This window comes from Alteromonas sp. ABM1_013, assembly GCF_056160505.1.
Window position 1 is genome coordinate 140,005 of record NZ_JBSWXH010000004.1, and the last position, 25,330, is coordinate 165,334.

General features: G+C 45.2%; 21 protein-coding genes. 13 read left to right on the top strand and 8 right to left on the bottom strand.

Translation table 11 applies throughout. The annotated features are described in order from the left end of the window. Positions 1-20 precede the first annotated feature (20 nt). The 5 genes from gluQRS to panC all read left to right on the top strand — a co-directional run bounded on the left by gluQRS (position 21) and on the right by panC (position 4,560). On the top strand, positions 21-932 hold the full coding sequence (gene gluQRS / locus ACXAGK_RS12535; RefSeq protein WP_474856490.1) for a tRNA glutamyl-Q(34) synthetase GluQRS: 912 nt from the start codon (positions 21-23) through the stop codon (positions 930-932). Positions 933-1,030: 98 nt separating this feature from the next. Beyond that, on the top strand, positions 1,031-2,353 hold the full coding sequence (pcnB, locus tag ACXAGK_RS12540; protein ID WP_179984782.1) for a polynucleotide adenylyltransferase PcnB: 1,323 nt from the start codon (positions 1,031-1,033) through the stop codon (positions 2,351-2,353). Beyond that, entirely contained in the window at positions 2,346-2,861 is a 516-nt protein-coding gene (folK, locus tag ACXAGK_RS12545) for a 2-amino-4-hydroxy-6-hydroxymethyldihydropteridine diphosphokinase (protein WP_474804270.1), read from the top strand. Before pcnB ends, folK begins: the two co-directional genes overlap by 8 nt. Positions 2,862-2,902: 41 nt before the next feature. Then, entirely contained in the window at positions 2,903-3,697 is a 795-nt protein-coding gene (gene panB, locus ACXAGK_RS12550) for a 3-methyl-2-oxobutanoate hydroxymethyltransferase (RefSeq protein ID WP_014980494.1), read from the top strand. 11 nt (positions 3,698-3,708) lie between these two features. Continuing rightward, a complete protein-coding gene (gene panC, locus ACXAGK_RS12555; RefSeq protein WP_474856491.1) occupies positions 3,709-4,560 on the top strand; it encodes a pantoate--beta-alanine ligase in 852 nt (283 codons plus the stop codon). Between the two features lie 168 nt (positions 4,561-4,728). Here the strand turns inward: panC and panP are convergent, their stop codons facing one another. Beyond that, positions 4,729-6,363 (bottom strand): pyridoxal-dependent aspartate 1-decarboxylase PanP, encoded by a 1,635-nt coding sequence (gene panP / locus ACXAGK_RS12560; RefSeq protein WP_474856492.1) that lies wholly within the window; start codon positions 6,361-6,363, stop codon positions 4,729-4,731. Between the two features lie 558 nt (positions 6,364-6,921). Between panP and ACXAGK_RS12565 the strand changes: the two genes are divergently transcribed. Beyond that, complete coding sequence (locus ACXAGK_RS12565; RefSeq protein WP_474804260.1) at positions 6,922-7,653, top strand: EAL domain-containing protein; 732 nt, start codon at positions 6,922-6,924, stop codon at positions 7,651-7,653. Between the two features lie 105 nt (positions 7,654-7,758). On the opposite strand, the gene trmB is transcribed toward ACXAGK_RS12565, so the two are convergent. The 3 genes from trmB to ACXAGK_RS12580 are packed head-to-tail and all read right to left on the bottom strand — an operon-like array spanning position 7,759 to position 10,210. Further along, a complete protein-coding gene (trmB, locus tag ACXAGK_RS12570) occupies positions 7,759-8,436 on the bottom strand; it encodes a tRNA (guanine(46)-N(7))-methyltransferase TrmB (RefSeq protein WP_474856493.1) in 678 nt (225 codons plus the stop codon). Continuing rightward, the gene (locus ACXAGK_RS12575) at positions 8,436-9,251 is read right to left on the bottom strand and encodes an ABC transporter permease (RefSeq protein ID WP_474829535.1); all 816 of its coding nucleotides are present in this window, start codon (positions 9,249-9,251) and stop codon (positions 8,436-8,438) included. Before ACXAGK_RS12575 ends, trmB begins: the two co-directional genes overlap by 1 nt. A 26-nt stretch (positions 9,252-9,277) precedes the next feature. After that, the gene (locus ACXAGK_RS12580) at positions 9,278-10,210 is read right to left on the bottom strand and encodes an ABC transporter ATP-binding protein (protein WP_474856494.1); all 933 of its coding nucleotides are present in this window, start codon (positions 10,208-10,210) and stop codon (positions 9,278-9,280) included. Between the two features lie 151 nt (positions 10,211-10,361). Between ACXAGK_RS12580 and ACXAGK_RS12585 the strand changes: the two genes are divergently transcribed. The 7 genes from ACXAGK_RS12585 to ACXAGK_RS12615 all read left to right on the top strand — a co-directional run bounded on the left by ACXAGK_RS12585 (position 10,362) and on the right by ACXAGK_RS12615 (position 19,517). Continuing rightward, positions 10,362-10,613, top strand: a complete 252-nt coding sequence (locus ACXAGK_RS12585; RefSeq protein ID WP_474856495.1) for a hypothetical protein — start codon at positions 10,362-10,364, stop codon at positions 10,611-10,613. A 320-nt stretch (positions 10,614-10,933) separates the two neighbouring features. Continuing rightward, positions 10,934-11,623, top strand: a complete 690-nt coding sequence (pdsR, locus tag ACXAGK_RS12590) for a proteobacterial dedicated sortase system response regulator (RefSeq protein ID WP_179984790.1) — start codon at positions 10,934-10,936, stop codon at positions 11,621-11,623. 59 nt (positions 11,624-11,682) lie between these two features. After that, positions 11,683-13,851, top strand: a complete 2,169-nt coding sequence (gene pdsS, locus ACXAGK_RS12595) for a proteobacterial dedicated sortase system histidine kinase (RefSeq protein WP_474856496.1) — start codon at positions 11,683-11,685, stop codon at positions 13,849-13,851. A gap of 272 nt (positions 13,852-14,123) precedes the next feature. Next, the gene (locus ACXAGK_RS12600; RefSeq protein ID WP_474856497.1) at positions 14,124-16,418 is read left to right on the top strand and encodes a TonB-dependent receptor; all 2,295 of its coding nucleotides are present in this window, start codon (positions 14,124-14,126) and stop codon (positions 16,416-16,418) included. 72 nt (positions 16,419-16,490) lie between these two features. Beyond that, the gene (locus tag ACXAGK_RS12605) at positions 16,491-17,171 is read left to right on the top strand and encodes a Fe2+-dependent dioxygenase (RefSeq protein ID WP_474856498.1); all 681 of its coding nucleotides are present in this window, start codon (positions 16,491-16,493) and stop codon (positions 17,169-17,171) included. A gap of 463 nt (positions 17,172-17,634) precedes the next feature. After that, positions 17,635-18,291, top strand: a complete 657-nt coding sequence (locus ACXAGK_RS12610) for a methylamine utilization protein (RefSeq protein ID WP_474856499.1) — start codon at positions 17,635-17,637, stop codon at positions 18,289-18,291. Further along, positions 18,291-19,517, top strand: a complete 1,227-nt coding sequence (locus tag ACXAGK_RS12615) for an outer membrane beta-barrel protein (protein ID WP_474856500.1) — start codon at positions 18,291-18,293, stop codon at positions 19,515-19,517. The genes ACXAGK_RS12610 and ACXAGK_RS12615 overlap by 1 nt, the downstream gene beginning before the upstream one ends. 33 nt (positions 19,518-19,550) lie before the next feature. Here the strand turns inward: ACXAGK_RS12615 and ACXAGK_RS12620 are convergent, their stop codons facing one another. The 4 genes from ACXAGK_RS12620 to ACXAGK_RS12635 form a co-directional block, all read right to left on the bottom strand. After that, positions 19,551-20,744 (bottom strand): energy transducer TonB, encoded by a 1,194-nt coding sequence (locus ACXAGK_RS12620; protein ID WP_474856501.1) that lies wholly within the window; start codon positions 20,742-20,744, stop codon positions 19,551-19,553. Between the two features lie 45 nt (positions 20,745-20,789). Next, the gene (locus ACXAGK_RS12625) at positions 20,790-21,872 is read right to left on the bottom strand and encodes a CNNM domain-containing protein (protein ID WP_179984797.1); all 1,083 of its coding nucleotides are present in this window, start codon (positions 21,870-21,872) and stop codon (positions 20,790-20,792) included. A 148-nt stretch (positions 21,873-22,020) separates the two neighbouring features. Further along, positions 22,021-23,196, bottom strand: a complete 1,176-nt coding sequence (locus ACXAGK_RS12630; protein ID WP_474856502.1) for an SO_0444 family Cu/Zn efflux transporter — start codon at positions 23,194-23,196, stop codon at positions 22,021-22,023. 269 nt (positions 23,197-23,465) lie between these two features. Further along, positions 23,466-25,151, bottom strand: a complete 1,686-nt coding sequence (locus ACXAGK_RS12635; RefSeq protein WP_474856503.1) for a carbon starvation CstA family protein — start codon at positions 25,149-25,151, stop codon at positions 23,466-23,468. Between the last annotated feature and the right edge of the window lie 179 nt (positions 25,152-25,330).

Genomic DNA, 25,330 nt, shown 5'->3' on the forward strand with positions numbered 1-25,330 from the left:
CTTTTTGTTAAACCTTAATTATGCATAACCACTATGTAGGGCGCTTTGCTCCCTCACCCTCCGGCCAATTACATTTCGGTTCACTCGTTACTGCTGTTGCCAGCTACCTAGACGCGAAAAGCCATAACGGCAAGTGGTTGCTTCGCATGGAAGACATCGACGAACCACGCTGCATAGCGGGCGTCGACAAGGACATTCTTACCACGCTAGAAGCCCATGGTTTGTATTGGGATGGCGATGTCATTTACCAAAGTCAGCAACATCCTCGTTATCAAGCGATACTAGATGATTTACTTGCTCAAGAGCGAGCTTATCGTTGTACCTGTACACGTAAGCAAATTAAAGCTATGGGCGGTATCTATAACGGTAATTGCCGAGACAAGTTGTTGAGCATAGATACACAGGACTGTGCACTACGGTTAAAAGTAGATACACCACTTGAAGCTTTTGAAGATGTGCTCATTGGTAAGGTTACGCCTTCTAGTTCAAACGCCGAAGATGTAGTACTTAAGCGACGTGACGGTTTGTTTTCTTACAATCTTGTGGTCATTTTGGATGATGTATTTCAGCAAGTTAACTGTGTAATCAGAGGGTGCGACCTAATTGATGTAACGCCATTGCAACGCGCGGTGTATAAAACACTTGGTTACACCGCCCCTCAATACGGGCATGTGCCGGTAGCGGCTGTCGTGCCAGGCAGAAAACTCAGTAAACAAAACCGAGCAGCCCCCGTTAACAACAATACCGCGCTAAATAATGTTGTGCGTGTGATGGACTTTTTAGGCTTTTCCTTTCCAATTGCATCAGAATTTGATGATATTGATTCAGCGCTTAAAGCGGCTATTTCGATGTGGGATAGGAAAAAAGTAGTGAAAACACCCGAAATTATTGTTCCACAGCATGAATCCACTTATTATAGCGAACCTTTATAGTCTGCGGAGATACCATCATCATTCATCGTGTTTTTAAATCTGTTAAGCGCGCTTTTTCAAAAGAGAGCTCGTCCTCTGACGCTTTGAAGCCAAGGACAATGACCCGTGGAGAACACGGCATTTCTCGTGAAGATGTAAGCGCAAATGCATTGAAAGTAATGTATCGCCTTAATGGAGCTGGCTTCGAATCCTATTTGGTCGGAGGCTGTGTACGCGATATTTTGATGGGTCACGAACCAAAAGACTTCGATGTAGTGACTAATGCTACACCTGAACAGATTAAAGGTTTATTCAGAAACTGCCGCCTTATAGGCAGGCGCTTTCGCTTAGCTCATATTGTTTTTGGTCGAGAAATTATTGAAGTTGCCACATTCCGTGGTCACCACCAAGAGTCCGACGAAGACGAAAATCTGCCTAAGGGCAAAGCTATTGCTAAGCGTGACGCACATGGTCAACTAGTACGCGATAACGTTTTTGGCTCTATCGAAGAAGATGCTGAGCGCCGTGACTTTACCTTTAATGCCATGTATTACAGTGTGGCTGACTTTACGGTGAAAGACTTTGCAAATGGTCTAGCCGCCATAGAAAAGCGTGAAGTTGAGCTAATTGGCGACCCAGAAACACGCTACCGTGAAGACCCAGTGCGAATGCTACGCGCGGTACGTTTTGCCGTTAAACTTGGCATGAGCATCGAAGAAAAAACCGCGGCACCGATGAAATCTCTGGCGAATCTTCTTCAGAACATACCACCAGCACGTTTGTTTGAAGAAACTCTTAAACTGTTTTTATCGGGTAAGGGGGAAGAAACCTTCTTAATGCTGCACGAATACGGTTTAATTGAGCCTTTATTCCCTCAGCTTACGCCTTTTTTAAAAGATGAAAACAGCCGTGAGATGCAGTTTGTGCGCCGTGTGCTTGCCAATACCGATGAACGCATTAACAACGATCAGCGTGTTACGCCCGCTTTCCTTTATGCGGCACTATTGTGGTATCCGGTTGAAGAGCAGTCACAGCGCTTGCAAAGTGAGTCTGGCTTAAACGCACACGACGCATTTAACATTGCATCAGGCGAAGTTATTGCCCGTCAGACGCAACGCATTATGATACCTAAGCGCTTCTCTACCGTGGTACGTGACATCTGGATTTTACAGCAGCGTCTTCCTAAACGCTTTGGTCGTCGCGCGTTTCAATTGCTTACTCACCCTAAGTTCAGAGCTGGCTATGACTTCTTATTGGCTCGAGGTCAAATAGAAGGCGGCGATCTGCTTGAGCTAGCTCAGTGGTGGACGCACTTCCAGCACGCTGACAATGGTAAACAAAAAGGCATGCTTAACGCACTTCGCAAAAGCGAGGGTGGCGGAAAAGGTGCACCGCGTAAACGCAAGCGTAAACCAGCAGCGAAACGAGGTCCAGATGCATAAAGAGCACGTTTACATTGGCGTAGGTAGCAACCTTGGCAATAGCCAAGAAAAAGCGCAGCGTGCGTTTGATGCCATTAACCAATTAGAAGATACTCGCGTACTTAAAACCTCTTCACTTTATTCCAGTAAGCCGATGGGGCCGCAAGACCAACCTGACTATATTAATGCAGTATGCTTAATAGAAACGTCGCTTAAACCTCACGGACTATTAAAACAACTTCAGCGCATCGAGCTAGAAGAAGGCCGCGAGCGTAAGGGTGAACGCTGGGGCCCGCGCACGCTGGACCTAGATATACTGCTATACGGCAGTGAAACTATCGATACTGCAGATTTGATTATCCCTCACTACGGTATGGCAGAGCGTGAGTTCGTTATGGTCCCCTTGTTTGAAATTGCCCCTAATATGGTAATGCACGACGGTAAGCCTATTTCAGCGTGGGTTGCTAACTGCTCGCTAGACGGACTTAGTCGTCTGCGAGACTTCCAATTAGCAACAAAATCCGTATAGTTCGCCACACGATATCAACAAATATCAATCTGAGACATGTCATGAAGAAAGTAACAGTATCTGGCTTGCTTAAGAAAAAGCAGGCTGGGGAAAAGATCACCTCTTTAACCGCTTACGACGCCAGCTTCGCCAAAATGTTTGATGAACAAGGCGTAGACGCCCTTCTTATCGGCGACTCTTTAGGCATGGTTCTTCAAGGAGAGGACGATACCCTTCCGGTAACTATCGACGATATTGCCTACCACACAAAAAGTGTACGACGTGGTACCGAGCGCGCTTTCGTTTTAGCTGATATGCCATTCATGTCTTACGCTACACCAGAGCAGACCTACACTAATGCAGCAAAGCTAATGGCTGCCGGTGCTAGCATGGTAAAGATGGAAGGCGGAAGCTGGTTATGCGACACCATTAAAGGCTTAAACCTTCGCGGCGTGCCCGTGTGCGGACACCTAGGCTTAACACCGCAGTCAGTTCACGTATTCGGTGGGTTTAAAGTACAAGGCCGTGAAGCAAGCCAAGCGGAAAAGCTGCTTAGTGAAGCAAAAGCATTAGAAGAAGCCGGTATTCAGCTACTGGTACTTGAATGCGTACCTTCATCACTTGGAAAAGCAGTAAGCGAAGCCTTAACCATACCTGTAATAGGCATAGGCGCAGGTAAAGATACCGACGGCCAAATTCTAGTGATGCACGATATGTTTGGTATCAGCGCCAACTACATGCCTAAGTTTTCCAAGAACTATCTTGTAGAAACCGGTGATATGCGTAAAGCAGTGTCAAAATACATTGAAGATGTGCAAAGCGGTGCGTTTCCTTCTGCTGAACACAGCTTCGAATAACGGGGTAAAATATGAAGGTGCTTGATAGTATTTCAGCATTGCGCGACACCGTAAATACGTGGCGTCGACATGGTGAAACCGTAGGTTTTGTTCCCACGATGGGCAACCTGCACGACGGTCATCTTAAACTAGTCAAAAAAGCAAAAGCACACAACGACAAAGTGGTGGTAAGCATTTTTGTTAACCCCATGCAGTTTGGTGCGAACGAAGATTTAGACGCCTATCCACGCACTATTGAAGAAGATAAAGCTAAGCTTATTTCGGTGGGCGCAGATGCCGTATTTTTACCAAGTGTTGCTGAGATGTACCCGGCAGGTCTAGACGCGCAAACCTTTGTTGAAGTGCCTGGTATATCAGACTCTCACTGTGGGGCAAGTCGTCCAGGACATTTTCGCGGCGTGGCAACCGTGGTTACTAAACTGTTTAACATGGTACAGCCAGACGATGCCTTCTTTGGCGAGAAAGATTTCCAACAACTACAAGTTATTCGCGCTCTAGCGCGCGACTTGTCGATGGCGGTAACAGTTCATGGCGTACCTACCGAGCGCGAGACGTCAGGTCTGGCAATGAGCTCTAGAAATGGCTACCTGACAGAGGCAGAAAAAGCCACAGCAAGCGCTATTTTTGAAGAGATGCAGCGTATTAAAGCGAGCATCGAAAATGGTAATACTCACTTTGCTGAGCTTGAAAATATTATGGTTGCTAACCTTGAAGCGAAAGGCTTTAAGAAGGACTACTGTCAGGTAGTTAACGCCGCCACCTTTGAAGCGGCTAGCGATAGCGACAAAGAGTTAGTATTGCTAGTTGCTATGTTTATGGGTAAGACGCGCTTAATTGATAACATGCAAATTACTCGACGTTAAGCGAAAGTCAGTTATAAACGAAAAAACGCCCGATGCAACACTCTTAAACAGAGCCAGCACCGGGCGTTTTTGTTTGTTCGCTTTGAAACATTAGCTTTTTCGTTAGCCTAGAAACTACTCGAATTTAAAAAGCTAACACCTTAGAGGCTAGCATTTAAGATGCTTCACCTATGAAGCTAGAGTTTCTGTTTCACTAACAAAATCCATTAGCTCTTTCCAAGCCTGTGTCTCTTTCGCAATTAAGTGTTGCTCAGCCAAAATTGCTGCCAAGTCGTTATGGCTAGTAAGCGGATTCGCTAACACTACGCGAAATACGGTAATACACTGAGATGGGTAATCTGGCGCTTCTAAACGAGTACGAGATACGAATGACTTACCAGCTTCACGCTGCTGCTTTTGAACTGCGACAACGAGCGCGTCAACTTTTTGGTTAATTGCGTTACGCGTTTGGGCGTTAGCGTGCTTTAACTTTTCCTGTACCTCTTCAGGGCACACTCGATAGGTCAATAGCGATAACGTTGGCGTAGTAGTTAATTCAAAGTCACTCGCCTTATCTATCATTTGTGAAAAGTCTTTGGCTTTATCGATGCTGCGATCAATAAGGAGTTCGTAACCTTTGCGACCAAATATATGCAGCGCCGAGTAAACCATCATAGCCATACCGTTACGGGAGCCCTCTAGCGTGGTAGCACCTAAATCTTTAGAGCCTGCACGCAGAATATACTGAGCATGATGTCTTACCGCGTTGGCATGTTGTGGGTCTTTAAAAAGGGCCATGCCCGCGCCCATAGGCACATACATTTGCTTGTGAGCATCAATGGTGACTGAGTCTGCTCGCTCAATACCCTTTAATCGGTCGCGATAACGCGCAGAAAATAAGGTAGCGCCGCCCCAAGCTGCGTCTACGTGGAACCAGCAGCCAAGCTCTTTTGCAACGTCAGCAAGCTCATCCAGTGGGTCGACGTGACCGGTCTCAGTGGTACCGCCCACGCCAACGATAGCAAGAAGCTTATTCCCTTCCTCTTGATAACGTTTACCAATGCGAAGGGCTTTCGCTGGATCTAGGGTTTGTTTCGGCGCAGCGACCGTTAGTAACTGCTCACGACCTAAGCCTAGTACGTCTACTGCTTTTGATAATGAGTAGTGGCCGCGTTTGCTGCACATCACCCCTAAGTTATTAATATCGTAGTGACGATAAGCAGCGGCAAGACCCGCTTTAGCCACGCCTGAAAAGCCTTTTTGCGGGCCGAGTAATTTATTACGAGCTACCCACAAAGCAGTGATATTAGCGATAGTACCGCCTGAACAAAATGCGCCTAATGAGTGTGCTGCACTGTGCAAGTGCTCATCATAAAAACCTTGAGGCTGGTCATACACAAGGTTGTGCATCATCCCCAGCACTTGACGTTCTAGTGGCGTGAAGGCTTTAGAGGTCTCTATTTTAACCAGGTTCTGATTAAGCCCTACCATTAGCTTAGAAAGCGGTAGGTGAAAATAAGGTAGCGCAGAGGTCATGTGACCAATAAAAGTAGGCGAGTAAGTATTTACAGAGTGTGCAACGAGCTTATCAAGTAAGCTTTCAGCATGAGTAGACACAAACTCAGGCGACTCAGGCACTTTGGAGTCTGAAAAATCTTTTTCAATTTCTTCTAACGACGTTTTTTTTGTCACTACATGCTGCGACAAAAAATCTAAGATATTGTCAGATAAATGCTGCTCTATTTGAGCCAGCTTTGAGTCTTTGTGTTCAGGTTTGGTAAAGACCCTAAACAGGTGCTCTAAACTAACTTGCGCTTCACCCACTCAACACACCTCATACTTTAAACAATCACACATTTCGCTTACATTTATTGGGCGAAATAAACAGGCGGTTTTGTAGGATACCGGCCTGACACTTACTTTTCCTTTCAGCCATTTAGCATGCTTCTTAAACAGCAGCTATTTAACCCCTATACCTCGTTGCTATAAAAACTAGATATCGGCTAGGCTAATGCGCGTTGACGCGGTCCATTCGTTGCCAAACCTGAAACTTATCACAATACTTTCAGGGTGTGGCACTTTACATCAGATTGCAATGCTCGCCAAGAGGCAGAAACCGCCAATTCACTGTCTTATGTGAAACATTCAGACTAGTTAGTCAATTTTCATGGACATGACGGACACACTATACCTTTAGCTGTCTAGTGATGTGACCTGCAAGGATAAACAATACTTCTTTCAAATTAGTACCGCAAAATTTTGCACTCTCAACTATATTTAATTTATGAATAGTGCGAATGCGCAGTCTGCTATAGCTGTTAAGTACAGGTGTCAGCGACGTATCAGTCACTATTAGATACATTATTGCAAGGAGGTCGGTTTATGCCCATACGCGAAATATCCGAGGATTTCTCCATAGAAGATATTGTCCCCTACTTTCAACCCATCGTTGATTTAAATAGCCAAGGGGTATGGCGATACGAATGCTTGGCGCGCCTGATTACACGAGGGGATAAAACCTTTCTGCCCAGCGAATTTCTTTATCTTATTGAACGAGAGCAACATGTAAATTCACTTGCAGCAAGTATGTTCGTTCAGTGTGCCAGTTACTTTCACGATGTGAATATTCCTTGGAATATTAATATAAGTGCCAAAGATTTATATAACCAGGAACTTACCAACACACTTATAACCCACTTAGCGAGTTACCCTGCGCCAGAGCGAGTGAGCATTGAAGTCAGCGCATCTACCGCACTGTCTAACCCTAAAAGTTTAACCGCGTTTATAGAAAAAAGTATGCATGCCGGGCTTGGCGTGTTCATTGACAATGTCGGCTCTTGCCCAGGAAATATACGGGCGTTGATGAACCTGCCAGTTCGAGGCATAAAGCTAGCCGGTGGACTCATTAAACATTACGACGAACAAGAGGCAGTAAGAGAGTATGTGGACTATTTATTGTCGCTGTGTGAACGACATAGCGTAAGCACCATAGCTGAACACGTTGAAGATGAAGCGCATTTAGAACGCGTAAAGCGCCTGCCCATTCGCTATGCACAGGGCTATGTGTTTAGTCCGCCCATGGCGAATGTGCGAAGTGCCACAGCACGGCATTAATAGGCTAGTCGTTTAGCGATATAGACGAAAAAAGGGCGAGGTATTGAAGTAAGCTCCCCGCCCTTTTATCCAAAGTAAGCTGCCGCTCAAATATTGAGAGCCTTATTAACTTTCTTCGCTGCGACAATTTAGCTGCCAGCACGACTGCCCACTACCTCGGTACTTTCGTTCAAACGGCGTCATGTGATTGTCGCCGGTGACTTCAGATAAGTCTGACACCATGCCGTAGTGTTTAGCCGCTTGCGCAAATTCCATCAGGTAGATAAGCCAATTGCTTCGCACCTCTATGTTAGGGGTGATCGCCATCAAATCCACCATGGCCGCACTGCCGTGCCAACGCTTTTGAACCTGGGTCTTTTTGGGGTACGGGTTAGGGTACAGTAAAAAGTGCTGCGTCACCTTCCAGTTAGACTGTTTTACCAAGCGCCAAAAGTCATTTACATCAGCACGGATCACCCGATAGTTATCCTGCTGCGCGCTGTAATGCTCATGCTTATCTACCCGTAAAGCTGACTTATCAATGCCGATAACACGGGCATCGGGGTTAGCTCTTGCTATGTTTGCCGTACTTTCGCCAACACCACAGCAAGAGTCTAGAATAACCTCGCCGTTGAAGCCGTCGCCAGCATCAAGCCACACACTTACCTCGTCAAAGGCGGCTTGTGTATGCTCGCTAATGGGCCTCTTGTTTTCACTGACTTGGTACTTTTTTACTAAGTCGTCTAACTTATCGTGAATACCCACCTGCGATGTAGTGATTTCTCTAGAGTTACCGCTTGCCATTAGCTACGAATACCTTTACCGGTTTTAAGTAAATAGTACGCTACGCTAAATAGCAACGCGTTGAAGCCCACTAACAAAGTAAGCGATAGTGTCACGTTCACGTCAGATACACCTAAAAAGCCATAGCGAAACCCGTTTACCATGTATACAACAGGGTTCGCTTTGCTCACCCATTGCCAGAATTCAGGCAATAGAGTAAGAGAATAAAACACGCCGCCTAAATAAGTTAACGGCGTTAAAACAAACGTTGGCACCACGCTGATATCATCAAAAGTTTTGGCAAACACCGCATTAATCAGGCCCGCAGTGGCAAACAAGGTAGAAGTAAGTAATAACGTCAGCGCTATAATGCCTAAATGATGTATTTGTACATCAACGAAAAATAGCGATACCAAGGTAACAATAATGCCAATAAGAATAGCGCGAGCCACGCCCCCGCCAACATATCCAAGAATAATGACTGAGGTAGGTACCGGTGATACCAATAGCTCTTCAATATTGCGCTGGAACTTTGCGCTAAAAAATGAAGATGACACATTGGCGTAAGAGTTTGTGATCACCGACATCATAATAAGACCTGGCACAATAAACTCCATGTAGGTAAAGCCCCCCATTTCGCCAATACGGTTACCGATAAGGCTACCGAATATAACGAAATACAGGCTCATAGTAATAGCCGGTGGCACCAGGGTTTGTACCCATATGCGCAAAAAGCGCGTGCATTCTTTTATCCAAATAGTGGTTAGCGCCACATAGTTTTGCTTAAACCAACCCACGTTTTCTTCTGTGTTCATTTGTGTACTTTCAGTTTTCATGTTCTTCACCTTTTCCTGCTGTGGGCTTAGCTAGCTTGTTTAGCTGATTCAACTAAACGCACAAACAATTCTTCAAGGCGATTAGATTTGTTGCGCATGCTCATTACTTGAACGCCCTTTTCACTTAGCTGGGTGAAAACAGGGTTTAGTCCTTCGGTCTTCTCTACGTCAACTTCAAGGGTATGGTCGTCAATCAAACGGTGTTCAAAGCCTGTTAATAGGTCATCTGTTGTCGTCATGCCATCTGGGATTTTGATATCTAACACAAAGGTTTCTACATTAAGCTTAGACAGCAGCGCCTTCATACTGGTGTTCTCCACAATGGTGCCCTTATTTATAATGGCGATATTGCGGCACAGCATCTCTGCTTCTTCAAGGTAGTGAGTAGTGAGGATAATGGTAATCCCCTGACGGTTTATCTCTTCTAAGAAGCCCCACATAGAGCGCCGAATTTCAATATCTACGCCTGCAGTTGGTTCATCTAGAATAAGCAGCTTTGGTTCATGCATTAACGCACGAGCAATCATTAAGCGGCGTTTCATACCACCTGATAACTCACGGGCGCGGGCATCGCGTTTTTCCCATAGATCGAGCTGAGCAAGGTATTTTTTAGCGCGCTCTTTCGCAACACTGCGCGGTACGCCATAGTACCCAGCTTGGTTAAGCACAATTTGCAGCACGGTCTCAAACTGATTGAAGTTGAACTCTTGTGGTACCAGACCAATGCAGGCTTTAGCTTGTTCTTTTTGCGTGGTGAGATCATAACCAAACACCGAAACGCTGCCGTTAGTTTGATTAACAAGTGAGCTTATAATGCCAATGGTGGTCGATTTTCCTGCCCCATTTGGGCCAAGTAATGCAAAGAAGTCTCCTTCTTGTACTGTAAGGTCGACGCCTTTTAGTGCCTGTACGCCACCTTTGTAGGTTTTGGTTAACCCTTTAATGTCCAACGCTTTCATGATTTGCCCGTAGTGAGAGTGTGACTACTAAGACATACTGACCTTTGATAAAAGCCAAAGGTCAGTACGCCCTAACCAACTTTAGTGAGATGTCGTTATCTGTCGCTAACAATATATAGTCAACGAAGTGTAACCTAGTTCATGCTATTAAATGAATACACTCGCGTTTAGTGGTTGCTTTAAACAGTTAGAAAATGAGTGCGAAAAGACCTTTTTCAACCCTAATAAAAAAGCGCTGCGTACCGTTGGGGGAGCACGCAGCGCAAAGGGTAGCTTTATACCAGTCTGCATGGAAGTTCAGCCTTACCGCTTCCACGGTGCTGTTTGTCACTCTCTTGAGAATAAAAGAGACGTCAACAGCACAGTCTGCTTTAACCACATTGCACTTGCTAAAACAGACTAGGTATAGAAGCCTGTTTTGAAGCGATGCGCACTGTGTTCGACAGACAATATTTATTTAACACGGTACAAATGGCAGAAAAGGCGCCTAATTGTGGAAATGTAATGACGGTTTAATACCAGTCCACACAGACAGTACAATAGAACGCTAAGCCAGATAGAAGCTCGCGTTGCAGAATGCTCTATTTATAAAAATTTCGCTCAACGCTTCTCAAATATGGCGCAAATGAGGCAAGTTTGAGGATTTTATGTCGAACTTAGGCAATAGCTTTTGTTCATAGGTATAGTGTGCGTTCTATTAGAATTATAATTGTGGGTTAATGTATGCCAAAGACAATTGCATTAGTGGAAGATGACGCGGCCATTCGCGAAAACTACATTATGGCGCTTAAAGCGCAGGGATATAGCGTAAATGCCTATGAAGACAGACCATCTGCGGCCGAAGCGTTTAACCACACCCTACCCGACTTAGCCATTATCGATATTGGTTTGAAAGATGAAATTGAAGGTGGCTTTATGCTGTGCCAGCAACTGCGAGGCCTTTCTCAAACCCTTCCCATTATCTTTTTTACTGCGCGGGATAACGATGTCGATACTATTAGTGGCCTTAGAATGGGCGCTGATGATTATCTAACTAAAGATATCAGCATGGCCCACCTGCTAGCCCGAATTGCCGCACTGTTTAGACGTACAGATTTGCTTGCTGCTCCCACAGAGCAAAAAGATGAGCTAAAAGTAGGTGACTTAAAAGTAGATGTATCGAGAATGACGGTAAGCTGGCAAAATCAACCTGTTTTACTGACGGTAACAGAATTTTGGATGCTGCACGCACTCATCAAACGGCCAGGTCACGTGAAAAGCCGTCAACAGCTTATGGATGAGTCGAGAATGGTAGTCGACGACACCACCATTACGTCTCACATAAAACGTATGCGCAAGAAATTTGTGCAGCTTGACGCAAACTTTGATCATATCGATACCGTGTACGGTATGGGGTATCGCTGGCAGCTTTAAAGTACGTGGGTTTAACGCTGTGTATCATCAGTAAAAAATAGAGGCAACCGACTACACACATGGGATTTCGCTTTTCTATCCGCCTTCAGCTTATGGTGCTGTCGTTGTTCCTATTTACCATTCCCTACTTGGGCTATAACTACGTGTGGGAGCTTGAGCAGTACCTTAGAAATGGTCAAGAGCAAACCATGATAGGTACGGCGCGAGCCGTTGCCACTGCTCTTCACGAACGACCCGCTTTATTTGATAGTCAATCAGCTTATCTTCAAGACGTACGCCCCGGTACAGACCTTTACGCGCCGCCTATTCCTTATCCTATTCAGCTAGATGGCGAACTTAATGACTGGCAGCAAGTTAGCGAATTAATGAGCGAGTATGGCAGTAATGAAGTCATTGAGTATTACAACGGCTTTGCTGGCGAACCCACTAGCTTGTCATTTAAACATATGGTGGGACGCTACGGACAATTTCTGTATGCCATGTTTGAAGTGAGCGATGACGCGCTGTTATGGCGGCAACCCAATAGCTTAAGCGTAGAAACGGGCGACCATTTACTTATCGGCATGGAAACCCCAGAGGGCGAACTAGCAAGATACGTTGTTGCGCCTTATGAAAGTGGCTGGGTAAACGCGTACAAACTTGCGAGCAACACGTCTACAACGCGGGCAATAGAGAACGCCCTCTCAATTCAAGGTCGCTGGCAGGAAACCGCCAATGGCTACAATGTTGAACTGCGCTTCCCGCTGTCTATGACGACAGGCGGCTTAGCATTTTCACTCGTCGATGTTGATGATGAGAACAGCAGGTTGAAGCAATACGCGCTTGGCACGGCAAATACAAAAGTACTCGCCGAACTGGGTACTGTCATAACACCCTCCCCTGAAATTGAGCGTATTTTGGCAGGCTTGAAATATGCCGACTCAAGGGTGTGGGTTGTGGACAAGCACAAACGCGTGCTCGCTCGCGCTGGTGATATTCAATCGGCTACAGGCATTAAAGTCGATGAAAAAGAAGCCCCATCTAATGCGGTTTGGCATTGGATAGAAAGTGAGTGGTTACTTCCACTTTACTACCAAATTCTCACGCGCCCACCTGCCGACTTTATCGATGAGTTAGACGATGCCTATGCACTGGTGGGGCAGGATTTAGGTACGGCGTTAAATGGTCAGCCTGAATCATTGTGGCGCTTGTCACCCGATAACAAAGCCATTGTACTTTCTGCTGCCTACCCTATTTTTATTGAAGGCAATGTGATGGGGGCGGTAATTGTAGAACAAACTACTAATGGCATTCGCACATTGCGAAACCGAGCCCTAGAGCAACTTTTCCACGTTATTTTAGCAGTAATGACCATAGGTACATTAGGGCTACTGCTATTTGCTACGCGAATTTCAAATCGTATTCGGTCCCTTCGTGATAACACCGAAGCTGTTATTGATGACAATGGTAAAATTATTGGCACACTGCCGGTATCTAACCAACGTGATGAAATTGGCGATTTATCCCGTTCATTTGCTGACGTCCTTTCACGCTTACAGCAATACAACTCTTATCTAGAGAACATGGCCTCTCGTTTGTCACATGAGCTAAGAACACCTATCGCTGTGGTGAAGTCATCGTTAGATATGCTTTCTCACGTTAATGATGCTGACCAACAAGCGGTGTTTGTAGAAAGAGCTCAATCGGGCGTAAATCGTCTAAGTACCATATTAAACAGTATGAGCGAGGCTACGCGATTAGAGCAAGCGATTGAGCAGGAAGACTTAGAAACCTTTAATATTATCAAGGTGATTGACGGATGTGTTCAGGGCTATCAGCACGCTTATGCGCAAAGAAAATGGACCTTTATTTCCACTGACAATAGTTTGCTTATTAAGGGGTCACCCGAACTTATTGCCCAGCTTTTCGATAAAATCGTGTCAAACGCTGTGGACTTCAGCAAAGACAATGATGAAATCATCGTCAAACTAGAAAAGCAGGACAAATCCGTGCGGTTGTCGGTGAGTAACCCTGGGCCTTTACTTCCCAAAGGAATGAAGAGTCAGCTTACCCAATCCATGGTATCGGTAAGAAAAGAAAATGACGTGCAAAACGCTACTCACTCTCCTCATTTAGGGCTAGGACTTTATATCGCAAACATGATAGCCATTTTTCATAAAGGTCAGCTCTTATTAAATGACAGAGGAGATGGCACGGGTGTCATCGTTACCGTTACTCTGCCGCTTTAATTCTGATATAAGCCATTTTTGGCAAAGTTACTTGTTATAAATAGTCGGAGAATCTAATAGCAAAGCAAAAGTCTCTCCTCATGAGACGTCCTTTTTGTTAAGTGGCAAGCTATCTCACAAAAACAACTAACAGAAACATAAGGAATATTTAAATTAAGCGTTACTAAAAACTCTTTTAAATATATCAAATGAGAATGTTTATCATTTATATTTACATTGCTTTACATATTTCATAGACTTCGTCCTCCTTACACACACTCAAGGGAAACAGGATGAAAAACACTAAGTTAACTATGGGCGCACAGACTATTGCCGCTGCACTGGCATTTGGTAGTGGTGCAGTAATGGCGCAGGAAGAAGTAGAAACCTGTAATGGCACTACTTCAGCAGAATGTGAGGCTATAACTGACGAAGCAATAGAACTGATTAAAATCCACGGCGTACAGCAATCTATCTACCGCTACAATAAATCTGGCGATCCTCGTCGCTTAGCAGACCTTGTTGATACACCACAAACCATTAGCGTTCTTACTCAAGACCAAATTCAAGAAAGCGGAAGAACAGATCTTAGAGATATCTTGCAAGCACAGGCAGGTGTAACTTTAGGTACGGGTGAGAATGGTAATGCTTTTGGTGACCGCTATATAATTCGTGGTCATGAAGCACGTAGCGACGTATTCGTTGATGGGCTTCGCGACCCAGGTATGACAACCCGTGAAAGCTTCGCTACCGAACGCGTTGAAATTACCAAAGGTCCTAGCTCTACCTTTGCAGGCCGTGGCTCTTCAGGTGGTGCGGTTAACTCTATCACCAAAAAAGCGTCTACCGCTTATAACTTCGGCCGTATTGATGCCGCAGTAGGTACCGACGAGCACAAGCGAGTAACCGTTGATTTAAACAAAACGCTGACTGAAACCAGCGCTGTGCGCTTAAATGGCCTTTATTCTTCTGAAGATAAACCTGGACGTGAGGGTATTGAGCGCGATCGTGAAGGTGTGCAGCTTTCTTATGTGAATCAGCCTACTGACCGCTTGTCGTTCACTGGCGACTTGTATTACCTCAATGCAGAAGACATTCCTGACTTAGGTAGCTATTACGATCGTGATGCAGGCTACCCGCTTGAAGATATTCCTGTGTACGCACAAGATGAAGACTTCCAAGACTCGGAAGTAACCACATTCACCTTGCGTACTGAGTATGATATTAGCGATAACGTGCGTTTTTATAACGCTACCCGTGTAGGTAAAACGGAAAACGAATATATTACCACAGGGATGCGAGGCACAAACCGTGACGCAACCGACCCTACTGCGCCAGGTGCTTACACCCTATCGCTAAGCAACCACCAAGGTTGGCAGGAAGTTGACTATGTAACTACCCAGTTTAACTTATTCTGGGATACGGCTTTCGCAGGCGTTGATCACCGCTTTGTATTCGGTTTTGAATATACAGATGAGTCGGTAGACAACGGCGTGTTCAATATGGACTACACTAATCCATCAAACTGTTTAACCAGCGGTCGTCGCGGTGTATCTGAAAGCTATTGCTTACTAGATGGTGAAGGTAACATGGTCGATAACATTAACTCGCTAATGGGTAAAGCTTATACCCGTGGAGATGCTGATGCCCTATTCGACATTGAAACATACTCACTATACGTTATGGACACCTTTGAGCTGACCGATAACTTTAATGTTTTCGCCGGTCTTCGTGTAGACAGCTATGACTATAGCAACCAAACCTCTAGCGACCTTTACGAGTTCTCGGATGAACTATACAACGGTCATTTAGGGCTAGTTTATGATGTGACCGAGAACGGTAACATCTACGCTTCGTATAGCACGGCAACCAACATAAACGGCGGTGAATCAGATCTAGGTGCTAACTGTGGTTATGGCGGTATTTGTGGTACGCCAGAGCAAGCGTCTCAAGCTAACCCAGAGCAGGTTGAAAACATTGAGTTAGGTACTAAGTGGTCACTATTCAATGAAAAGCTTGTAGCAAATGCCGCGCTATTCCGTATCACTAAGAGCGACGTACACGAGAGTGTAGGCGACGCTTACTCAACACTAGGTACATTAAACACAGGTGAAAACCGTGTAGAAGGTATTGAGTTCGGCTTAAGCGGTGATATCACTGATAAGCTTAGCATTCAGGCGTCTGCTGCATTTATGGATTCAGAAATTCTTGAGTCTTACAGCGAAGATAATATCGGCCTTGCGCTAAGTAACTTCGCAGACGAAAGCTTCTACATTCAAATGCGCTACCAGCCTAATGAGAAGTTTGCCTTTGGTGGAGACTACAGCTACCAGTCAGAAATGTATGGCGGTCAACCAGATACTGCAGCGGGCTATAGCGCCGAAACCGGTGAGTACTCTATCGTAGTTCCTGACTATCAGGTGGTTAACCTATTCGCTAATTACTATCACTCAGAGTCACTGACTTTCCGTGTTAACATAGGTAACTTGTTTGACGAAGAATACTGGACGGCAGCCTACCGTTCTGGCGCCTTCATGTATATCGGTGATGGTCGCAACATTACAGGTACCGTTAGCTACGAATTTTAATGCTAGCATGACCTAGGCGGGCAACTGCCTAGGTCTTTTTATATTAAAAACACTCTCAAAAGCGTTGAAAACATGATTATTATTGATGACTTATTGACGAAAAATGAAGTTGCGCAGTTTCGTCAGCAGCTTAACGATGTGCCCTTTGTTGACGGTAAAAATACGGCGATGGGCATGGCTGCAGGCGTCAAAAATAATGGTCAGGCAGATGCACAGGACAAACGTGTTCAGCAGCTTGCTAACCAATTGCTGGGCAAATTAGGTAACCACCCCAAAGTTATCTCTGCTGCCCTACCCCAACGTATTTTTCCACCTTGCTTTAATCGCTACAGCGAATCGCAAACCTATGGCTATCACGTAGACGCCGCCATCATGCGTATCCCTAATACGCCCGATGTCTTACGCAGCGATATGTCGATGACGATTTTTCTTACAGATAAAGGTGACTACGAAGGCGGTGAACTTGTTATTCAGACAGGATTTGGCGAGCAAAAAGTTAAATGCGATGCCGGAAGCGCCATACTCTATCCATCTTCAAGTCTACACAAGGTGACGCCTGTCACTAAAGGCGAGCGCATTGCCGCTATCACCTGGCTGCAAAGTATGGTGAGTGACCAGCAAATGCGTGAAACCCTTTTCCAGCTTGACCAAAGTATACAGTCACTGGTTAACGCGGGCACCGCAGAGCGAGAGCAGCTTGATGGACTTCATCATGTTTACCATAACTTGGTAAGAAAGTTTTCTCAGCTTTAATTGCGATTAAACTCAAGCATAATCTGACACAAGTACAATTTGTCACAAGCATTAGCGCGAAGCTTTCTTGAAAACGAAATAAAGTCTCAGTCGATAGGGTCCTATACTAAAGGTGTAACGCAGTTGTATATTACTGGGTTTATTCTATGACTAATACCAATCCGCATAGATAAGTGCCCACTCAGAAGGCGCTGGCAAGTTTCCTAGCGAAGCGTGGGAATGCAGGAATGGCTGCTCCCTTTCAAATTCCCAGAATGAAGCTAGGAAGCTTGCCAGACCTTCCCGAAGGGCGAGTTTAAAATGTCCGTACTCTTTGTTGTGTCACCTTGATGTAGAGCCACTATACCTGCGGTAACACGCCGCGATTACGAACATTTTAACTCTCGCTGAGTGGGTAATTATCTATACGGACTGGTATATTCAACTGACGCTTTCTTTTTATGCTTTGTGCTGTGGTACTTGAATGAAATATAAAACACTTTTTACCGCCCTTCTTTTTATGGCTTGTTCAAGTATGGCCTTAGGACAAAACGGCGAAACCGCTAGCTTTTCTATCACACTGAATGATAGCGATGGTGAGCCTGTCGTTAACGGCGTATTTCTATTTGAGCCCCAGTTTGAGGTGGATGAGCATCAAATGCCACACCAAAAACCAGCCGTAATGAATCAAATAGATAAACAGTTTGAACCTCACGTGCTTGTGGTAAAAGCGGGTACTGAAGTGACTTTCCCTAATGCGGATAATTTGTTTCACCACGTCTATTCATTTTCACCTACGAAACAATTCGAACTAAAGCTCTATAAAGAGTTTACGGCAGAGCCTTTACGCTTTGAAAATGCAGGTATTGTGGATATTGGCTGTAATATTCATGATTGGATGCTGGGCTACATTGTAGTCTCAGACTCTCCTTATTTTGGTAAAACTGATAATGAGGGGCAGTCTTCAATTTCACTTCCTCATGGTGAGTACACCGTCCGTTTTTGGCACCCGCAAGTGGAAGGTGAAAAAGCGCTCCCTGCACAGTCCATTTCTTTGTCTGCCGATACTCAAGTAACATGGGCACTTAATACAAACATAATTAAGGATGACGGATTCGATTCTGGTTTCGGCGACTATTGATGCGGTTTGTCACTCAATCATTAGCCTTATTGTCGTTAGTTTTCTCTATCGCAAGCTACGCAGAAACAGACTTTTTGTTGCGCGGAACCTGGGCGCTGAAAGAAAACACACAAAGTTTTCAAGACTTTGGCCAAAACCACCAGCGATTCGAAGGTGATGGCTTACACCTTTCTCAAGCAGTTATCTCAACCAACCAGCGTCTGTTTGACGATTGGACATTATCTGGTGTTTTAAACGCTTACAGTGACGGTGAGGAACGACTCAACTTTTCTCAGCTCTATTTAAAATATCGGCCACTTAGCGCCTCATCTATAAAACCAGAAGTAAAAGTAGGTGCATTTTATCCTGCTATTTCAGCTGAAAATACAGACATTGCTTGGCTATCACCTCACTTCCTCACTAACTCAGCCATAAACAGCTGGATAGGTGAAGAACTAAGAACAGGTGGGCTTGAGATGAGTTTTCGGCAAAATGGCAGACAAGTACGAAGCAACTGGTCGTGGAAAGTATTGGGCAGCGTTTTTAAAGGTAACGATAGCACTGGAACACTACTCTCTTGGCGCGGCTTTGCACTTCACGATAGACAGTCACTTTACAACGATAGGGTGAATTTCCTGCCCATTCCGGGTGTAATCGATGAAGATAAACTAAATGCCCCTGCATGGACCGAACCTTTTAGGGAAATAGACAATCGCTTTGGCTATTACTTCGGAGCGCATTTGGCGTACAAGCGCAGCGCTGAAATGCGCTATTACTATTACGATAATAACGCAGACGCAAATGCAGTCGACCCCGACCGCATCTACGCATGGCATACACGCTTTCATTCGTTAACACTGCGCTATCTACCCCGCCCCGAATTAACGCTGTTTTCTCAATTTTTGTATGGCGACACCTTAATGGGCGAAAATATTGTCGATAATGGCTTTGCGAGCGCTTATGTTGCCGCTGCCTTAGATTTGAATGCGGTGGGACTAAAAAACTTAACCGCGGCAGCACGCATAGACTGGTATCGCGTGAGTGATAATGACAACACAATGTACGACCCAAATGGTAGTCGAGGTAACGCCTATACAATTAGCGTAAAGTACGACATTACCTCTCGCTTTTCAGTAACGACAGAATGGCAATTAAACTCAGGTGAGCAAGAAAATTTGCGCTTTTTTCGGCCTAGTGAGAATTTCACAGAACACCTTTTTCAAGTGGCGTTAACCGCAACACTCTGAACTATAGCTTTTTAAAGCTCAGTCTGGCGAAATCTAACTTTCGGCAACCTCGATTAAGTCAAATTTCGTCTCACTGTCTCCTTTAACCATAACCTGACATTGCCCCCAGCTTTGTGGGATGTGCCAAACATGAGCTTCGGCTACGGTGAACTTTTCTCGGTGGGAGTCACAGCGAACTTCCACAGTATCAAGTTCGCCTTGTATGTTATTAAAAGCAAACTTGTTTCTCACCAGCGTGTGGAACCAACGTCCGTTATCTCCCATGTCCACAGGTACCTGAAGATTCTTTTCAGACGCAATGAATGTTTCAATCTGATTTATTACGGCGGCAGTTTCTTCGATACGCTTTTGTTGTTCATCCATTTCTTGAAGCCTGCTATAAGACTTTAAGGCATCTGCAAAATACCCCCGCTGCGTATCTAGAAGGATTTTTCTTTGAAGCACGTAAGCCACGTAGTCGTCATCGAACACCGCATTGTCAAGGCGCTTTTGTCCATTGCTAGCAAGCAACCGCGTTAAGCTTGTCGCTTCTCTTTCGATGTCACCTTTAGCACCTGCAATCTGTGACTCCAAGTTGAGTAACCACGCATTCTCGTACCGATTTAACGTATCCCAGCTTAATAGCTCTTTAAGAGCTTCATCTGCCGCCTCTACGTCTCCGGCGTTAAATATTTCATCTACGTTTTTATAAGCTTTAATAAATTTACGAGTTGCGCCCGTTTTTCCGACTAATGCGAAATCCATTTGAACAGCTTGATGACACTGTTGTGTAGGTTCGCCGTCTTTTATTGCTGGATCATACTGCCACTTCTTAACGGCTGATAGTGCACTGCGCTTGAAAGAGGGGCTTCCGAAGAAATCTTCTACTACAGGGTCTTTCACCCTGCCTTCTTCATCAATAACATAGCTCAGCCTAACCCAGCCTTCACGGCCTTTTCTCGCTGCAGAAGAAGGATATCTAGGGTCAACGCGCTCTAACGGGGTCGCGGGTTTAAATGCACTTATCCGCTCCACTTCGTTAGTCTTGGCTTTTGCTAATGCTTTCTCTTCAACTTCATCACAGGGAATGCTCAACTCTTGTGCAGTTGCGCCAGCCATATAACCAGAAGTGAGTAAAACAGCTACCATAAAGGCGAGCGGTTTTTGCTCAGTCCTATACTTGTACATGGGTAGGAGCAATGGTGGGGCTTCACGTCGTTTAGCTTTTTTCAATATCGCTTTAAACATCACTATCATCCTTAATAACGGTTCAGGCCTTTGTTGCAATATAGGTTATTTTTTCCTCGATGATTTTTCAAGTGACGCATCGGGAACATTTTTAATCATCATCTGCTCCTTACGCTTTGTCATCATCTTCGCTAACCGACGCATACTCACTGTTGTATCTTTTTCGTCTACAATATCTACGCCCAATAAGCGTTCAAGCAAATCTTCTAAGGTTAAAACGCCTTCTAAGCCACCGTACTCATCTACTACCAACAACATGTGTACATGCTTATTAATGAAGTGCTCAAAAGTTACCGATAAAGGCATGGTGTTTAATACTGTGACCAAGTCTTTGGCGTATTCAGAAAGCGGCTTATCAGTGTTACCTCTCGCCTGCGCGACCAACAAGTCAGAGCGCATTACGTAGCCAGTAATGTTCTCTGAGTCACTATCTTCAAATACAGGTATACGTGAAAACTCAATATTGGCGTGTTTATGGAAAAACGCTTCCACCGTCATCGACTCTGATACTTTAAATAGCGCCGTTCGGTGGGTAATAGCATCTTTAACTCTAAGCTCGTGCAAGCTTAATAAGCTCTGCAGAAACGCCGCTTCATGATTAGCTAACTGCCCTTCCTGCCCTGACAGTTCAGCCATAGCGTGAAGCTCGCTGCGGCTCAATCCGCGAAGTGGGCTGTCTTCCTTAAACCCTTTAGTCATGAGCTCAGACATTTTAACGAACGGCATAAGCACAATTGAAAGGTATTTGAGAAAGTACGCTGTTACGGGCGCAAGTGTTCGCCAATAAGTAGCGCCAAGTGTCTTTGGAATTATTTCTGAAAAAATTAGAATAAGCAGAGTAAGGACAGCTGAAATAACACCTAAATAGGCGTCGCCGAATACGGCCGCTGCTTGCGCACCTGCGCCGGCAGCCCCCATGGTATGGGCAATGGTGTTCAGCGTTAAAATAGCAGATAGCGGAGTATTAATATTATCGGTTTGTTTACGAAGTAATGCACCGCTGGCTTTGCCGTCTTTTTCCAATACCGAGATATACGCTGACGAAACGCTCAGAATTACAGCCTCTGCGATTGAGCACAAAAAAGAAAAGCCCAGTGCAATGAAGACGTACACAATAAGTAAAAGCATGTAATTATTCCAAGCGTCCCTGTAGGTTTAAACGCGTTTTAATTTAAAGAAGTTGAGCGACTATTATGGATAATAGAGCGGGATATACAAGCGCTCTGTAAATAACATTCGAGCGCTTGAATGAGGAGAAGCAACTGCAGCGTTAAACCTAACCACAGCATGCCGAGTGCTGTTCGTGATTATGGCGATATTGCTGAAGCTTTTTCACACCCAGCCTTAACATCAATCCCGCCAGCAAAATTGCACATAAACCATAGATTATTTGAACATCTGCGCCGTGCTCATGAACGTGGCTGGCTGTTTTGATCATCGAAGATAGAGAAAACGAGGACACTAGGTAGTTTAGTGCGTAACCAAAGCCTATGCTTGCCGAGATAACGCTGAACAAATAAAGCGCAAGAGTTCGCGTACCCATTTCTTGTTTAATCATGCCCATAGTAGACACGTTAGTGGCAGGGCCTGCCATCAAAAACACAAGCACGGCACCAGGAGATAACCCTGCAGCCAAAAAGCCAACCGCAAGCGGTGTAGACGCGGTAGCGCATATGTACATAGGAATACCAATAAGTGCCATAACAAGCATAGCGACCACACCATCTCCCCACTGGGTAAGAAAATCGGTGGGCACCCAAGTTTTAATGGCGGCGGCGAGGGCTAAACCAATAAGTAGCCACACCACAATATCTTCTAGCAGCTTGCCACTTGCATAAGACAATACCTTAGCCACCTGAGATGATTTGCGCGGTAGATTATGATCATGCTGGCCAGCACGGTGATCGTGCTGATGGACAGACTCGCTGTCACAGCATTGGGTCTTATTTTCTGGTTTCTTAGCAGGCTCTGCTTTAGTGCTGCAACACGATGAAGTGGCTGAAGCAGGTACAGGTTCACTCTGCACTGCTAGCTCGCTGCGCTCCGCAAAAAAGCGTACCATCAAACCTGCGTAGATTGCACTCACCACCGCTGAAACAGGCCTAACTATAGCGTACAAAGGCCCCAACAATGCGTAAGAAACTGACACACTATCCACCCCCGTCTCCGGTGTAGACACTAGAAAAGATATCGTTGAAGACTTGGATGCGCCGCTTCGGCGCAAACCAAGTGCTGCCGGAATAACGCCACATGAACAAAGTGGTAAAGGCGCGCCGATAATAGCAGCTTTGCTAATAGAGCCAAATGATGCGCTACCCATATGCTTTTCTAAAAAAGATACAGGCACTAGCTCATGCATCACTCCTGCGACCAGTAAACCCAATAGCAGCCATGGCGCTGATTCCATGAATAGCGCTATAAAGTTTTGCCCTAGTAAAATGATATCTGACACATAGCCTCTCTTGTAACCTTGCCTTAAGCTTCAATGCTCATAGGCATACACTGCTTGCAGACAAAGTCACGTTGTCTTGAACACTATAGATAGTAACAGATATAAGGTGTGACAGAAAATCAACAAAACTGATTAGGTTGATTGTAGAGGCATAAAAATGGCCAGTACAAATGTACTGGCCGAATGTTGACTGTCTCGTGAGTGTGCTTTTTAAACTCAGAGGTCAACCATGAAAAATCGGATAATTGTTCAGTTAATCATTAAGCTGCTTATTCTTGTGTAACCTTATGTTGCTTCTCTTTTTTAAGCTTAGACACCACAGAGAAAGCTTCGAGCATTACGAGTACTGAAACCACCAGCACTACTGCGTCTAAGAAGACCAACAGATAGTTTCCTTCTACGTAGTACTCTTTAAGCTTTATCAGGCCAGCAAAGAAAGCCATGATAAGTACAAACACCATTGGAATGAGCGTATATTTCGCTGGTCGGCCTAATTTAATCAGCATCACCGAGATTACTAACAGGGTTAAACTAGCTAGTATCTGGTTAGTAGAGCCAAATAAAGGCCAAATAATCATACCGCCACTGCCTGACGCACCACCTGCGCCGAAGGCCAGCAATAGGCAACATCCAACGGCTACAAACGTCGCAACTACGCCATTTTTCAGTGCACCAATAGAATAAATATCACCCCATTCTTGTATGATGTACCGCTGTAAGCGTACACCTGAATCCATAGTAGTGCCTGCAAATAGAACAACCATTACAGCAAGGATCGTTGAAGAAAAGTCTACTGGCAGCCCCCAGCCCTGCTGAATTAAGTTCGCACCACCTGTGATAAATGCACCGACACTTCCAGCGCCTAAGTGGCTATAGACTTCGTGCCATTCTTCAGGTGACGCAGCGAACGCTACACCGCTAACCGCGACAATAGTAATAAGCGCAAGTGAACCTTCGCCCACGGCGCCAAGGTAACCTACGAAGCGTGCGTCTGTTTCTTTATCAAGCTGCTTGGAACTAGTACCTGATGACACTATGCCGTGGAAGCCAGAAACCGCACCACATGCAATGGTAACGAACAGCAATGGAATCAGGCTTGGTGAATCTACCGCCGTTTGCGTGTTAAACGCTGGCGCAGTGATGTCTGGCATAGCAAAGAATACCGCACCGTAAAGCAAAAATAGGCCCACTAATAGCTGCATGCCGTTGATGAAGTCACGCGGCTGAAGCAACATCCAAACTGGCAGTAGGGAAGCAATAGCGGCGTAAACAAAGAGAATAATGATCCAATTAGCTTTATCGGCTAAACCAAACATGGTTTCCGGTAGACTCAGAGGAATATAACTGCCTGCATATACCGATGCGTAAAGCACGATAATGCCGACAAGACACAAAGGAATAAGGCTGAAGTTACGCTTTAGTAGCTGACCAATAACTAATGCAACGGCAATCGCCATCCACGCAGGGAAAACCGCATTAGGTTGGGAAACAAAGGAATTAGCGATAACCACGCCGAAAACGGCATTAACCATTAAGAGTACAAGGAAGATCACTATCATGAAAAGAGAGCGAGACCGTTTACCTATAACGCTCTCAGAGAGCGCGCCCATGGATTTCCCTTTGTGACGTGCGCTGGCCCACAAGGCGCCCATATCGTGCACACCAGCAAACAAAATTGTTCCAAATACAACCCACAGAACAGCGGGAACCCAGCCCCAATAGACAGCAATAGCTGGACCTACTATGGGCGCTGCACCTGCTACCGAGGTAAAATGGTGACCCCATAACACTACTTTATTGGTGGGTACAAAATCCACTCCATCTTGCATGGTATGGGCTGGTGTTACAAAACTATCATCCAACTTAAAAATGCGGCTCGCAATAAACTTCGAATATACGAACCAACCGAGCAACATTCCGATGATGCCCAGTATAACAATGGCAATAGACTGCATACTGTCGTCCTAATTTTTTATCAATGAGCACCTAGCCGATTGATTTTCTTATTTTCAGTTCAAACATTACACCAATTACCGGTGCCGAAAGGTCATACCTGAATAAGAAAACACCTATTTAAGGTATGCCCAGTGTACTGCTGTGCATATTTAAACATGCGACAAGGCAAGGGCCTGGC

Bases quoted from the DNA above. Each gene is read 5' to 3' on its own strand.
- gluQRS (WP_474856490.1), top strand. From the start codon at position 21: ATGCATAACCACTATGTAGGGCGCTTTGCTCCCTCACCCTCCGGCCAA.
- pcnB (WP_179984782.1), top strand. From the start codon at position 1,031: ATGACCCGTGGAGAACACGGCATTTCTCGTGAAGATGTAAGCGCAAAT.
- folK (WP_474804270.1), top strand. From the start codon at position 2,346: ATGCATAAAGAGCACGTTTACATTGGCGTAGGTAGCAACCTTGGCAAT.
- panB (WP_014980494.1), top strand. From the start codon at position 2,903: ATGAAGAAAGTAACAGTATCTGGCTTGCTTAAGAAAAAGCAGGCTGGG.
- panC (WP_474856491.1), top strand. From the start codon at position 3,709: ATGAAGGTGCTTGATAGTATTTCAGCATTGCGCGACACCGTAAATACG.
- ACXAGK_RS12565 (WP_474804260.1), top strand. From the start codon at position 6,922: ATGCCCATACGCGAAATATCCGAGGATTTCTCCATAGAAGATATTGTC.
- trmB (WP_474856493.1), bottom strand. From the start codon at position 8,436: ATGGCAAGCGGTAACTCTAGAGAAATCACTACATCGCAGGTGGGTATT.
- ACXAGK_RS12575 (WP_474829535.1), bottom strand. From the start codon at position 9,251: ATGAAAACTGAAAGTACACAAATGAACACAGAAGAAAACGTGGGTTGG.
- ACXAGK_RS12580 (WP_474856494.1), bottom strand. From the start codon at position 10,210: ATGAAAGCGTTGGACATTAAAGGGTTAACCAAAACCTACAAAGGTGGC.
- ACXAGK_RS12585 (WP_474856495.1), top strand. From the start codon at position 10,362: ATGAATACACTCGCGTTTAGTGGTTGCTTTAAACAGTTAGAAAATGAG.
- pdsR (WP_179984790.1), top strand. From the start codon at position 10,934: ATGCCAAAGACAATTGCATTAGTGGAAGATGACGCGGCCATTCGCGAA.
- pdsS (WP_474856496.1), top strand. From the start codon at position 11,683: ATGGGATTTCGCTTTTCTATCCGCCTTCAGCTTATGGTGCTGTCGTTG.
- ACXAGK_RS12600 (WP_474856497.1), top strand. From the start codon at position 14,124: ATGAAAAACACTAAGTTAACTATGGGCGCACAGACTATTGCCGCTGCA.
- ACXAGK_RS12605 (WP_474856498.1), top strand. From the start codon at position 16,491: ATGATTATTATTGATGACTTATTGACGAAAAATGAAGTTGCGCAGTTT.
- ACXAGK_RS12610 (WP_474856499.1), top strand. From the start codon at position 17,635: ATGAAATATAAAACACTTTTTACCGCCCTTCTTTTTATGGCTTGTTCA.
- ACXAGK_RS12615 (WP_474856500.1), top strand. From the start codon at position 18,291: ATGCGGTTTGTCACTCAATCATTAGCCTTATTGTCGTTAGTTTTCTCT.
- ACXAGK_RS12620 (WP_474856501.1), bottom strand. From the start codon at position 20,744: ATGTTTAAAGCGATATTGAAAAAAGCTAAACGACGTGAAGCCCCACCA.
- ACXAGK_RS12625 (WP_179984797.1), bottom strand. From the start codon at position 21,872: ATGCTTTTACTTATTGTGTACGTCTTCATTGCACTGGGCTTTTCTTTT.
- ACXAGK_RS12635 (WP_474856503.1), bottom strand. From the start codon at position 25,151: ATGCAGTCTATTGCCATTGTTATACTGGGCATCATCGGAATGTTGCTC.